Annotated in this window: 7 protein-coding genes and 1 pseudogene; all 8 read right to left on the reverse strand. The window is 73.3% G+C overall.

What is annotated here, in order from left to right:
- Positions 1-1,644: pseudogene (locus ABEA77_RS30755) on the reverse strand (hypothetical protein); the annotation flags it as partial.
- A 2-nt stretch (positions 1,645-1,646) separates the two neighbouring features.
- Positions 1,647-2,993 carry a type VII secretion protein EccB gene (gene eccB, locus ABEA77_RS30760; RefSeq protein WP_345654889.1) on the reverse strand — a complete coding sequence of 449 codons (1,347 nt, stop codon included), beginning with the start codon at positions 2,991-2,993 and terminating at the stop codon, positions 1,647-1,649.
- A 10-nt stretch (positions 2,994-3,003) separates the two neighbouring features.
- The gene (gene eccD, locus ABEA77_RS30765) at positions 3,004-4,449 is read right to left on the reverse strand and encodes a type VII secretion integral membrane protein EccD (RefSeq protein ID WP_345654892.1); all 1,446 of its coding nucleotides are present in this window, start codon (positions 4,447-4,449) and stop codon (positions 3,004-3,006) included.
- Between the two features lie 76 nt (positions 4,450-4,525).
- On the reverse strand, positions 4,526-8,458 hold the full coding sequence (gene eccCa / locus ABEA77_RS30770; protein WP_345654895.1) for a type VII secretion protein EccCa: 3,933 nt from the start codon (positions 8,456-8,458) through the stop codon (positions 4,526-4,528).
- Between the two features lie 497 nt (positions 8,459-8,955).
- The gene (locus tag ABEA77_RS30775; RefSeq protein WP_345654898.1) at positions 8,956-9,753 is read right to left on the reverse strand and encodes an SAM-dependent methyltransferase; all 798 of its coding nucleotides are present in this window, start codon (positions 9,751-9,753) and stop codon (positions 8,956-8,958) included.
- Between the two features lie 126 nt (positions 9,754-9,879).
- The gene (locus ABEA77_RS30780; protein ID WP_345654946.1) at positions 9,880-10,656 is read right to left on the reverse strand and encodes an alpha/beta fold hydrolase; all 777 of its coding nucleotides are present in this window, start codon (positions 10,654-10,656) and stop codon (positions 9,880-9,882) included.
- 223 nt (positions 10,657-10,879) lie between these two features.
- Positions 10,880-11,617, reverse strand: a complete 738-nt coding sequence (locus ABEA77_RS30785; RefSeq protein WP_345654901.1) for an aspartate/glutamate racemase family protein — start codon at positions 11,615-11,617, stop codon at positions 10,880-10,882.
- 4 nt (positions 11,618-11,621) lie between these two features.
- Positions 11,622-13,100, reverse strand: a complete 1,479-nt coding sequence (locus tag ABEA77_RS30790) for an NCS1 family nucleobase:cation symporter-1 (protein ID WP_345654904.1) — start codon at positions 13,098-13,100, stop codon at positions 11,622-11,624.
- Positions 13,101-13,156 lie beyond the last annotated feature (56 nt).

The following is a 13,156-nucleotide window of genomic DNA, read 5'->3' on the forward strand; positions in this document are numbered from 1 at the left end:
AGCTGGGTGCCGGGCATAATGCGCCGCCGCCTCCGGCGCGGCGGGCGCGGCCTCCGGGCCCTCGGACGACAGGCCGCCGGTGACCGGGGCCGCCGCGGGGGTGGCGCCGGACGCGGTGGGCGCGGTCTCGGTCTCCGGGCGCGGCGGCGCGGCGGCGGCCGCAGGGCGTGCGCGGCCCTTGCGGGCGCGGGTGAGCCTGGCGCCGGCGAGCCGCGAGCCCATGTCGCCCTCGGCGGGCGCCGCCTGCGCGGCCTCGGGCTGGAGCGTCGCACCGGCGCGGCCCTCGCCGCGCCGGCCCGCCGCCGCGCCGGGGGCCTGGACGGCCGGGGCCTGCTCGGTCGCGGCGGCGACGGACCAGACCTCGTCGTCCGCGTAGCCGAAGCCCTGCCACGGGTCGTCCGCGGGGGTCACCTTGAAGGTCACGCGGGTCGCCGGGTCGAGGCGCCACAGCATGTCCTCTGCGAGTTCCTTCATCCGTGCGGCGACGGCGGGCGTGCTGCGGTCGTAGAGGATCGCGAGACGGCCGGGGCCCGCGGGCACGCAGCGCACCTCGTCTGCGTCCGCGGGCTCGTTGGGCGGGCGCATCCACAGACCGCTCTGCACGACTTCGAGCACCGCGTCCGCCGCGTACTCGTACACGCCCGGGGTGATCTCGGGGATGCCGTCCATGGGGCGGCGCACCCCGAACAGCGCGGGCGGCGCGGGGCGCGCGGCGGGCGCGTGGCGCGGGAAGTACATCAACTCGCTGGCGAACGGCCGGGACTCGGCGCTGCCGTCCTTGTGCAGCGCGATCACCGCGGGCGCTTCGAGGCCGGTCCTCGTCTCGACGGGCATGCCCGCGTACACCACGACCTGCTGGCCGAGCCGGTCGGCGACCTCCTGGCCGTACGCACGCCCCTCGGGTGTCGAGAGCGGCCCGTAGTGCACGAACCTGACGCGGGAGCGCACCGACGGGAGCACGGTCTCCCAGAACTTCGCGATGTCCTCAAGGGGGACGGCGGGTCCGCCGGGCGTGCCGAGGACGATCGTGAGGATGTCCGGGTGGCAGGGCAGGCTCTCCATCAGCCACTTGCGGCCGCGTGCGGTGTGCCCGGGTCCCGGGCCGCGCACCCACACGCCGCTGGGCAGCGGCTCGACCGTGCCGAGCGCACTCGTCGCCCAGGGGCGGCTGAAGGTGGAGAACTCCCACGGCGGCTTGGGAAAGCGCTGCGAGTCGCGCTGCGGGCCGCGCCCCGGCCGGTAGGCGAGCCAGCCGGTGCCGCGGTCGCTGGGGATGAACAGGCCGCCGTCGACGGTCGGCACGACCTCGCCGTCCGGGGTGACGACGGTGCGGTCGAGGCGGTCCGCGAGCCGCTGCCCCATGGCGCGGGACTCGCGGGCCGTGGTGGGCCTCGCGAAGACGATGCGTACGCTCCCCGCACGGCCCGAGAGGGTTTTGGCGACGGACTCCCACTCGGTCTCCACCGTGCCGGGCGGCAGGTCGACGACGGCCAGCGTGTGCTGGGTGTCGGCAGCCAGCCCGGAGGCGAACGCGACCGCACGCGGGTCGGGTTCGCCCTTCGGGTGGAGCAGCAGTGCGTGCCCCGCGGTCCTCGTCTGGAGAGGACCGCCGAGCAGGCGTGGTGGCTTGAGCCCGATGTGCACGGCTATCCCCTCTGTACGGTGGCGATGGCGGCGTTCCTGCTCAGTTCGGGCCCGCGCGGCAGCAGGGCGAGGACGTTCTCCGGCAGGGGCAGACCGCTGCCTGAACCGTAACCGAGAGCCCCGAGCGCCTGGTCGTCACCGATGGCGTACTCGGTGCCGTCCTCGGTGACGAGGAACTCGCGCGGGGTGACGCCCTCCTTGCCGACCTGCGCCTGGTCGAGCGCGAGGACGCCCGTGCCGGGCGGCACGAGGACGCTGCGCGAGCCGGTGGCGGCGGCGCCGCGCTCCAGGACGAGACCGGTGCGCAGGGCGGGGCCCTTCGACTCCTGCCGTACGCAGACCGCGGCGCCCTTGGTGTCGGCCGGGGGCATGTCGAGCAGGTCGGGCAGGCGGTGCATCAGGGCGCGGTCCTTGGACACCTTGGCCACGGCGATGTCGGCGGCCGTCACGGTGCGCGGCTTCGCGGCGCCCGACGTGGCGGACATCAGCGCGGACTCGGTGGCGGTGACCGGGGCGATGCCGTCGTCGAGCATCACGTAGAAGTGGGCGTCGGTGCCCGTGCCCCCGGTGGTGAACAGGTCGCCGACCGCGGTGGACCGGCCCGCGACCTGGCCCGCGGGCCGGCCGGCGCCGTCGATCTTCGCGGGGGCGAGGGCGGTGCCGTCGGGCACGGCGTCGAGCCAGTTGTCGGGCGCGGGCAGCGGCTGCTCGTCGTCCATGCCGAGCGCGATGAGCACCGCCGTGCCGGTGACGCGGTACTTGGCGCCGTGCCACAGCACGTACCGGTGGTTCTTGGCGTCCGTCACCAGGACCTGCCGGTCGTCGGGGAGCGCGGCGGTGTGCCCGCCGGGCGAGAAGTCCACGACCTGGCCGCCGGGCAGGCCGGGGCGCAGGCAGCGGGTCCAGGGGCCGTTCAGGAGGGCGGCCGCGTCGGGGACCGCGTCGGGGGCGTCGGGGATCCCGGCGGCCGAGCCGACCCGCACCCCGGCGAGGGACTTCGCCGACACGGACTCGGGTGAGGCGGCGCCGCGGCCCGAGATCAACAGCGCGGAGGCGAAGTTGCGCACGGGGTGCAGCACACCGTCGACGTACAGGAAGCGGTTGCCGTTCTCCTTCTCCACGACGACCGCGCCGTCCTGCTTCCACGAGGTCTTCGCGACGGGCGAGATCAGTCCGTACACACCGAAGCCGATGCAGAGCAGCACGACGACGGCCGCGCCGAAGAACGTGCCGACGGACGCGCGCCGTGTGGGGCTGTCGCCACCGCCCGGGTTGCCGCTCACGAGCGCGGTGGCGAGGCGTCCCATCGCGAACTGGTACGCCTGGACCTGGTCCTTGCGGGTCTGCACGGCGCGCTCCTCAGCTGGCCAGTTGGCGGAAGAAGGCGTACACGTGCAGCGCCTGGAGCAGCAGCGGCAGCAGCGCGACGGCGGTCAGGGTCTCGGCGATGTCGCCGAGGTGGCCCCACACCGGCAGCAGCCTGCCGGTGGGCAGCCGCCACGCGGCGACCAGCAGCAGCCCGGCGGCGGCGAGGAGGACGCCGAGGACGACGGCGTGCGCCGTGGTGCTGAGCGGGGCGAGCCGCGTCAGCGCGACGACCGCGAGGCCGAAGGCGCCGACGAGGGTCATCGGGATGCGCTGGAAGGCGCCGCCGAGGCCGCGGGCCCGCAGCAGCACCGCCGCGCAGAACACCAGCGGCAGCAGCCAGCCGATCCAGCCGCCCTCGCGCACGAGCGCGGCGAACGCGACCGAGTACACCAGCGCGGAGGAGATGCTCAGCGTGTTGAGGTAGGAGCTCGCGATGTTGACCCGCCGGGTCACGCTCTCCTCGTCCTCCGGGTCGATGCCCTGCTGCAACTCCTCGGCTGTACGGGGAAGTTGTGGGACGCGCAGCCGGGCGGCGCGCAGGGTGAGACGGGGCCCGAAGTGGCCGAGCACGAACATCGCGACGGCGACGACACCGGACGCCTGCACCGCGTCGATGCCGCCGACGCGCGCCACCGCGACGCCCACGGCGGCGGCGATCGCGCACACCAGGAACGTGCCGGGCAGGGTGAAGGGCAGGACGCGCAGCGCCAGCAGGGTGCCGGCGAGGACCGCGACGGCACCGGCCGCGACGAGGAGTCCGTGCGAGCCCAGCGCGAAGGGGCCGAGGGCCGCGTGGCCGTGGGCGCCCGGCGGGAGGCCGCCCGCGGGGACGGCGGCCGCGTGGAACGGCGCGAAGCCGGTGAGCGCCGCGAACACCAGGCTGCCGAGGCCCGCCGCGCCGACGGTGACCCGGTCGGCGCCCGCCCGCGCGATGATCGCGCAGACCGCGGCGAGCACCGCGGCGGTCGCCCCGCAGGCCGCGGTGGCGAGGACGCCGGGCCCGGCCCTGAAGGCGGTCACCCCGAGCGCGGCGAGGGCGAGCCCGCCGACCGCGAGGGCGAGCCCCCTGGTCAGCTCGGGCCGCCACAGGTCGGGGCGGTCTGCGACGGCGTGCGCGACACCGTCGGAGATGTCGTCGAAGTACAGGCCTGGCAGCGGCTCGTCGGCGGGCCGCAGGTACAGCACGTCGCCGTGGCGCAGCGCCAGGCTCTCCGGGCTGCCGTCGAGGTCGAGGGGCTCCTCGCCGAGGCGCTGCACCACCCAGGGCGCGTTGGTGCGCTCCTGCGCGGTGCCGACGTGCCGCAGCAGCGTCGGCAGCAGCGCGGAGAGCGGTGTGGCGACCGGCAGCGCGAGGTCGGCGCGGCCGGTGGGGCCTTCTACGGTGATCCGGCAGACGTCGCTCGTGGACACGGACACCGCGGGGGGCGAGGTCGTCATGACGCTCCCGGTGGGCACGGAGGGGGACAGAGGCAGGGGCGGGGGCGGCGCGGGGTGCCCGCGCGCGGGGCGGTGGTCATGACGGCGGCTCCACCAGACCGGTCTGGACGAGCCGCACACCGCGCCGGGTGACCAGCTGCGCGCGGCCCACCGGCAGGGTGCGGGGCTTGGCCTCGCCGAGGAACTTGCCCTCCTCCTTGGGGTAGGAGAACAGCAGCGCCGGGTTGCCGAGCTCCCACAGCCGCCGCATCATCGGGTCCATCATCGCCCGCATGGCGCCCGAGGTGCTGCGGGCGACGATCACGTGCAGGCCGATGTGGGTGCCCTGGGCGAGCAGCTGGGTGAGCGGGGCGACCGGTGAGGCCATGCCGGGGGCACCGGTGACGAGGTCGTAGTCGTCGATGACGACGAACAGCTTGGGCCCGCTCCACCAGTCGCGCTGCGCCAGCTGCTCGGGCGTGACGTCGGGCCCGGGGACGCGCTTGCCGACGGAGATGGCCGCGTTGTTGGAGAGCTGGGTCAGGGCCTCGGCGTCGACGACGTACCCGACGCGGTACTCCTCGGGCACGGACTTCAGCAGGCCGCGACCGGGGTCGGCGACCATGATGCGGGCCTCGTCCGGGGTGTAGCGGGCGGTGATCCCGTTGATGACCAGGCGCAGCGCGTTGGTCTTCCCTGTCTCGCCGTCGCCGAGCACCATGAGGTGCGGGGTCGCGCCGAAGTCGTGCCAGTACGGGGCGAGCCGCTGCTCGTCGAGGCCGATACAGACCCGCAGGTCCTCGGTGCCCTCGGCGGCGGGCAGCTGGCCGACGGGCAGTTCGGTGGGCAGCAGCCGCACGCCCGGCGCGGAGCGGCCCGTCCAGAAGGTGTCGATCTCCACCACGGCGGACTTGGTCGCCACCGTGAGGTCGGCGGTCTCCGAGGAGCCGTCGAGGCGGGGGATCGCGGCGAGGAAGTGGTGCCCCGCCGAGGTCAGACCGCGGCCCGGCTGGTGCGGCACGCCGGCCTGCGCCTTGGAGCCGACCTCGGACTCCATGGCGTCGCCCAGCCGGAGTTCGAACTTGGTGCCGAGCATGTCCCGCAGCCGGGAGCGGATCTCCGACCAGCGGACCGCGGAGGCCACCACGTGCACACCGAACGAGAGACCGCGGGCGGCGAGTTCGTTGACCCGCGGCTCCAGGTCCTCGAAGTCCTGGCGCAGGGTGCCCCAGCCGTCGACGACGAGGAACACGTCGCCGTAGGGGTCGTCGATCTCACCGCTCGCGCGCAGCGCACGGTAGGCGGTCATGGATTCGAGGCCCCGCGAGGTGAACAGCTGCTCGCGGCGCTCCAGAAGCTGCGTCAGCTCGGCCACGGTGCGCAGCACCCGGTCGCGCTCCAGGCGGGTCGCGACGGAGCCGACGTGCGGCAGGCCGGCCGTGGAGACGAGGCCGCCGCCGCCGAAGTCGAGGCAGTAGAACTGCACTTCGTCGGGGGTGTGGGTGAGTGCGAGGGAGAGCATCAGCGAGCGCAGCATGGTCGACTTGCCGGTCTGCGGCGCGCCCACGAGGCCGACGTGGCCGTCGGCGCCCGACAGGTCGGCCACCAGCAGTTCGCGCAGCTGCTCGAAGGGCCGGTCGACCATGCCGAGCGGGATGCGCAGCGAGCCGAGCGCCGGGTGGCCCGCGGCGGTCATGCCGCGCACCGGGTCGGGCACGATGCCGGGCAGCAGCTGGTCGAGGCTGGGCGGGGAGGTCAGGGGCGGCAGCCACACCTGGCGGGCGGGCGGGCCGCTGTCCTCCAGGCGGTTGACCAGGACTTCGAGGAGGCTCTCGTCGCTCTCCTCGCTCTCCTCCGCGGCCCGCAGGGTCTCCTCCGTGAGGGCCTGGAGGGCCTCCTCCTCGCGGGCGGAGCGCAGTTCGCCGCTCTGCGCGAGGCCGAAGGGCACGGCCTCGGTGGAGAGTTCACCGCCGGCCGCGTACGGGTCGCCCTGCCCGGTGGGCGCGGGCGCCGCGCCTGAGACGTACGCCGCCTTGAAGCGGACCAGGTTGGTGGTGTCGACCTTCAGGTAGCCGTTGCCCGGCGCGGACGGCAGCTCGTACGCGCTGGAGACGCCGATCACACTGCGCGACTCCATCGAGGAGAACGTGCGCAGGGCGATCCGGTACGAGAGGTGGCCCTCGACCTTGTGGATGCGGCTCTCGTCGAGGCGCTGCGAGGCGAGCAGCAGGTGCACGCCGAGGGAACGGCCGAGGCGGCCGATCGACACGAACAGATCGACGAATTCGGGCTTGCTGGCGAGCAGTTCGGAGAACTCGTCGACGATGATCAGCAGCGAGGGCAGCGGGGTGAGCTCGGCGCCCGCGCCGCGCGCCTTCTCGTAGTCGAACAGCGAGGCGTAGCCGGACTCGCGCAGCAGCTCCTGGCGGCGGATCATCTCGCCGTTGATGGAGTCGCGCATGCGGTCCACGAGGTGGATCTCGTCGGCCAGGTTGGTGATGACCGCGGAGGTGTGCGGCAGCCGGTCCATGTTGAGGAACGTCGCGCCGCCCTTGAAGTCCACGAGAACCAGGTTGAGCACCTCGGACGAGTGGGTGGCGACCAGGCCCATCACCAGGGTCCGCAGCAGCTCGCTCTTGCCGGAGCCGGTGGCGCCGATCAGCAGGCCGTGCGGGCCCATGCCGCCCTGCGCGGACTCCTTGATGTCGAGCTGGACGACCTCGCCTTCGTCGGTGACGCCGAGCGGCACCATCAGGCGGGCCGCCTGCTCGGTGCGGGGCCGCCACTTGCCCGGCACGTCGAAGGTGCGCGGGTCGCGGATGCCGAGCAGCGCGGTGAGGTCGAAGTCGGAGTCGAAGGCACGGTCGGAGAGGTCGACGCCGCCGCCGGTGTGCATCGGGGCGAGGATGCGGGCGAGGTTCTCGGCGGCGGAGACGCTGAGCGAGTCGGCGCGCGCCGTGACCATGTCGCTGCCGCTCGGGAACTCGACGTCCTCGCCGCGGGTGGTGAGGCGCAGCACCTTCGGGCCGCCGGTCATGGCGCCCGTCAGGTCGAGCAGGACGACGCCGCGGATACCCGCGCCGGTCAGGCGGGAGCCGTCGGGGATCTGCACGCCCTGCGCGACGATCACGATGAGGGGCTCGACCACGCCGGGCGTGGACGCCGGGTCGTGGTCGGGGCGGCCGAGCACGTCGGAGCCGAGCAGGTCGAAGAGTTCGTCGTGGTCGTCCGAGCAGAGCCGTACGGGCCCCGCGTCGTCCTCCTCGTGCGGATGCTGGTTGTGCGGCAGCCACTTCAGCCAGTCCCACTCGGCGCGCCCGCGGTCGTCCGCGAGGACCGCGATGCGCAGCTCGTCGGGCGAGTGGAAGACGGCGAGCTGGCCGAGCATGGCCCGGACGAGCCCGAGGGCGCCGTCGGCCTCGCCGGCGAACTCCACGCTGGTGAAGCGGCCGAGTGCCACCGGGATCGGCAGCGCGGGCACGGTCTGGTGGGCGCGGGTGAAGCGGCGCAGGGAGATCGCGGAGAGCGGCTCCAGGTCCTCCACGGGCTTGGTCTGCGGCGGCAGGAACTGGAGCGCGGCCCTGCGCACCCCCAGCCCGATCCGCACGCGGGCGAAGTCCTCGTGCGGGGGGCGGCGTTCCCACAGCCGGGTGCCGAGCGCGACGGCCCACAGGTCGGCGGCGTCGGGGTTGTCCCAGAGCAGGGCGGTGCGCTGCTCCTCGGCCGCCTGCCTGGCCTGGATGCGCTTCTGCGCCAGGTAGCGCAGGTAGTCGCGGCGCTCGGCGCGCATGCGCTTGCGCCGCTCGGCGCTGTTCCGGCCGATCTGCGTGAGCGTCATGCTCACCATCGCGACGGCCATCATCCCCGACATCATGTACGTCGTCGGGCCGGCTCCCCGCATGGAGAACATGAGCACCATGGCCCCGGCGCCCAGGCCCATGGGCAGATACATCATCGCGGACCCGAAGTCCGCGGTGGCCGGCTCACCCAGCACCGGCGGTTCGGCCAGTTCGACCTGCCCCTCCGGCATACGGGGCGCTTCGGCACGTGGTGAGCGCTTTGCGACCACAGTGCTCAAAACGGCTCTCTTTCCTGCTCCAGCGCGCATGCTAATGAGCTGTCAACTATAGGGAGCAACAAAGAACTGGCGACCCCTCCCCGGTAAAAATTCGACTTCTTGAGGAGTTTGTTATCTATACCAAACGAGAGGGGTCGCGGTCACCTCCCACCGAAAGCCACAGAGGATGTCAACTCCGGCATAGCAGACATCCCTTAACCCGTCGTATGCACCTTTTGACCCGCAGTAGCCGGAGTTCCGGTTGCGCCCGTACGGGCACGCCTCCGTGCCTCAACGCGGCCCGGCGGTGCCCGAATTCCGCCCGGATGAATTCAACGAGAATTAACGTCCGACACTGCGGGTGACGCACAAGGACGCCCCGTGACATACCTCACGCCAACTGCCGTGAACTCTCACACCGATCGCTCCGTTGGTCCGTACCTCGCCCACAAATGGTGCCGGGCCCCGGCTCAGCCGGCCTTGCGCGCCACCCCGCCGTAGAAGCCGATCTCGGCGGAGCGCGGCGGCGGCGTCCCCTCGGGCCGCCAGAACGGGACCTGGACGAGGCCGGGTTCCACCAGCTCGAACCCGTCGAAGAGGCGCGCGACCTCGTCCCGCGAGCGCAGGTTCAGGCTCGCCGTCGCCCCCTGGTACACGGCCTGCGCGTCGCCGCGGTCGGCGAAGTCGCCGGTGGCGTGCGAGAGCACGAGGAAGCTGCCCGCGGGCAGCGCGTCGCGCAGGGTGGCGACGACCTCGGCGGGGCGTTCCGCGTCGGCGAGGAAGTGCAGCACGGCGACGAGGAGCACCGCGACCGGCTCGCGGAGGTCGATGACCTCGCGCACGTCCGGGTGCGCCAGGAGCGCGGCCGGGTCCCGCACGTCCGCGAGCACCACACTCGTCGCCCCTGGACGGCAGAGCAGCACGTCGGCGTAGGTGTTCACGATCGGGTCGTTGTCGACGTACGCGATCCGCACGTCGGGCGCGACCTCCTGCGCGATCTCGTGCACATTGGGCGAAGTGGGCAGGCCCGTACCGATGTCGAGCACCTGGCGCACCCCGCTGCCGACCACGTGCCGGACGGCGCGGCGCAGGAACTCCCGGTTGGCCCGCACCCCGATCCGCACCTCGGGCGCCGCGGCCTCAAGCCGCTCCCCCGCCTCGCGGTCCAGCTGGTAGTTGTTCTTGCCGCCCAGAAGATAGTCGTAGATCCGCGCGGGATGCGGCCTGCTGGTGTCGATCTCGTCCCGCCGGAAACTCCTGCGTCCCATCACCCCGGCCCTTCTCCCGGCCACACCCCGGCACCACCCGCACCGGCGTCCCGCCAGCTTCCCACACGGCAGGGGCCACCGGGAGCGGCTCCGCCTCCCCGAGGCGCCCCGTATCCGGACGCCGGCTCAGCGGGCCGTGCGCACCAGCAGTTCCTCCAGCACGGCGAGCACGGCGTCGGGACACTCGTACATCGGGCTGTGCCCCGCCTCCACCAGGTGCAGGGTGGCGTCCGGGAACCCGGCGGCCGTACGCGCGGCCTCGGCTGTGTCGCGTACCGGGTCCAGGCGCCCGTGCACGACCGCCGTCGGCACACGGACCTCGGGCAGGACCGACGTCAGATCGGTACCGCGCTGGCTGGCCAGCACCTCCACGGCGGCCGCCGCCGTGACCGAGTGGCCGTAGGCGGACAGGCGCTCCAGGTCGGCGGCGGCCGGGGGACGGGCGAAGGAGCGCCCGAGCACCCGCCGGGTCACGCTGGGCACGCCCTCCCGCCCGATCGCGTCGATGAGCGCCCCGACGTCCCCGTGCCCCCGCATGTGAGGGCCGGTGTTGATCAGCATCAGCCCCCGCAGCAGCTCCGGGTGGCGTGCGGCGGTCCGCAGGGCGATGGCGCCTCCTGTGGAGTGCCCGATCAGGACCACGGGCCGGCCGCCGTCCCTCTCGATGGTCCCGGCGACCCACTCGGCGAGTGAGGCGATGGTCCAGGAGCCGGCGTCCGTCATCCACGACAGGGCCCGAAGCCGGCAGCGCCCCCGCAGCGCGCCGGCGAGCCTGTCGAAGACGGCCGGGGCGCAGAACGTCCCCGGCAGCGCGAGCACATCGGGCAGGGCGTCCGGCTTGCCACCGGCCTCCTGCCCGTTCCCCGGCGGGGCCGGGGTGCCGGGCTCGGCGTCGCCGCGCACACGCGCCAAGGCATCCTCCGTCGTCGGCTGTCGATCGCCGGACACTGTACTTCCGCGTACTTCCGCGGCACGCGGCGGCGAGGCGGGAGACGCCGCGGAGAGGCGGAGGGACGCCGCGGGGAGACGACGGGGAGACGGGGACCACGGCGGAAGGGCGGGGGCGCGGCCGAGGGACGGCGGAAGGACGGGGGAAGGGCGCAGGCAGGCAGCGGGCGTGGCGGGATCACCCGTGCTGCGGTGACCAGATCCGCCGTTTGGGCAGCGGGGCGCGGTAGGAGCCGGTCCTGCTGGTGCGCAGGCCGAGGGCGACGAGGGACTCCGCGAGCCGCACCCCGGCCGTCACCCCGTCCACCACGGGCATGCCCGTACGGGCGGCCAGGGCCTCCGCACACCCGCTCATCCCCGCGCACCCGAGGACCAGTACCTCGGCCCCGGCGCGCACCGCCTCGGCCGCGGCCCGCCGCAGGGGCGCGGCCGAGCGCGCCGGGTCGTCGAGTTCGAGGACGCCGAGGCCGGTGGCGACCACGGCGGCGCAGTGGTCGGCCACCCCCGCGGTCAGCAGACTGTCCTCGATCTGGCCCGTCGAGCGGTCCAGCGTGGTGATCACCCCGTAGCGGCGGCCGATCAGGCAGGCGAGATGGGCCGCGGCCTCGGTGATGTCGACGACGGGGACGTCGAGCAACTCCCTCGCGCCCTCGCGGCCGTGCTCCCCGAATCCGGCCAGCACGACCGCGTCGAAGGGCTCACCGCCCGCGGCGGAGCGCTCCCTCTCCCGGCGCAGCAGGTCGAGGACCGCGGCGGCGGACAGATAGCTGTCGAGCCAGCCCTCGGCGGACTCAGGCCCCCAGGCGGGGGTCAGCCCGCTGATCACGGTCCCTGGGGCCGCCGCGTCCCTGGCCGCCGCGGTGATCCGCGCGGTCATCGCCTCGGTGGTGTTGCAGTTGGTGACCAGTATCCGCACGGCCTCAGCCGGCCTTTACGGCGAGGGCCGGGTCCTGCCGCGCGCCGCCGCCCGCGACCAGGCGGTAGAGCAGGGCGGAACTCGCGGTGCCGACGAACCAGGAGTACGCGGCGACCGGGGCGAAGGCCGGCACCAGGGCGATCACCGCGCTGACCGCGGCCGTGGGGACGAACACCGCCACCGCCTTCGGGTTGACGCCCCCGCGGTAGTGGTAGGGCGACCCCTCTTCCGCGGTGAACAGCGCCTGCACGTCGACTCGTTCGCGTTTCACCAGGTAGTAGTCGACGACGATGATCCCGAACAGCGGTCCGAGGAAGGCGCCGAGGCCGCCGAGGAAGTAGTCGACGACGGCCGGGTTGGAGAAGAGGTTCCACGGCAGGACGACCAGGGACGCCACCGTGCTGATCATCCCGCCGACCTTGAAGGTGATCCGCTTGGGCCAGACGTTGGCCAGGTCGTAGGCGGGCGAGACGAAGTTGGCGACGATGTTGACCCCCATCGTGGCCACGGCGAACATCAGCGCGCCGAGAATCAGCACGAAGGTGTTGCCGACCTTCGCGATCAGCTCGGCCGGGTTGGTGATGGCGTGGCCGAACACCTTGAGGCTACCGGCCGTGACCACGACCGACACCAGGGCGAACGCGGTGGAGTTGATCGGCAGGCCCCAGAAGTTGCCGCGCCTGACGGTCCTCGCGTCGGGCGCGAACCGGGAGAAGTCGCAGAAGTTGAGCATCAGGGTGCCGTACGTGGACAGGATCAGCCCGACGGCGCCGAACCACTGACGCACCTGCCCGGCGGCCGAGGTGTGCTTGAGCGAGCCGGTGAGCGAGATGTCCCAGTGCGCCTTGTCCAAAATCCAGACGGCCAGCGCGATCATGACGAGCCAGATGGCCGGCCCGCAGAAGTCCTGGAACCTGCGGACCGACTCCATGCCGCGGCTGATGATCAGCGCCTGGACCGCCCAGAGCACCAGGAAGGACACCCAGCCGAGGGCGTTCAGCCCGAGGAAGCTGTGCCGGGTCCACGGTGTCAGCCCCGGCACGGCCGTGAGCAGCAGCACGTCCACCGCGACCGACGCGAGATAGGTCTGGATGCCGTACCACAGGACGGCGATGACGGCCCGGACGAGCGCGGGGATGTTGGCCCCCCACACCCCGAAGCTGATCCGCGCCACCACGGGGAAGGGCAGCCCGGTGCGCTGTCCGATCCGGCCCATCAGGTTCATGCCGACATAGATGATCACGAAGCCGAGCAGCAGCGAGCTGAAGATCTGCCAGGCGCTCATGCCGAGGACCAACAGCCCTGCGGCGAAGGTGTAGTTGCCGAGGTTGTGGACGTCCGACATCCACATCGCGAAGAGGTCGAACACCTTCCAGCCCCGCTCCCGCGCGGGCGCGAGGTCGGCGTTGTGCAACCGGGGGTCGGGGGCCCTCGCGGTGTGCAACCGGGGGTCTGGGGCTTCGGCGGTGGAGGCTCGGGCCACGGCTGTCTCCCTGCTTGGTATACCAATGGGGGCTCCTAGAGGCTCCGCCCGGGGCG

Source organism: Streptomyces tremellae, from assembly GCF_039540215.1.
GTDB lineage: Bacteria > Actinomycetota > Actinomycetes > Streptomycetales > Streptomycetaceae > Streptomyces > Streptomyces tremellae.

Bases quoted from the DNA above. Each gene is read 5' to 3' on its own strand.
- eccD (WP_345654892.1), bottom strand. From the start codon at position 4,449: ATGACGACCTCGCCCCCCGCGGTGTCCGTGTCCACGAGCGACGTCTGC.
- ABEA77_RS30775 (WP_345654898.1), bottom strand. From the start codon at position 9,753: ATGGGACGCAGGAGTTTCCGGCGGGACGAGATCGACACCAGCAGGCCG.
- eccCa (WP_345654895.1), bottom strand. From the start codon at position 8,458: ATGCCGGAGGGGCAGGTCGAACTGGCCGAACCGCCGGTGCTGGGTGAG.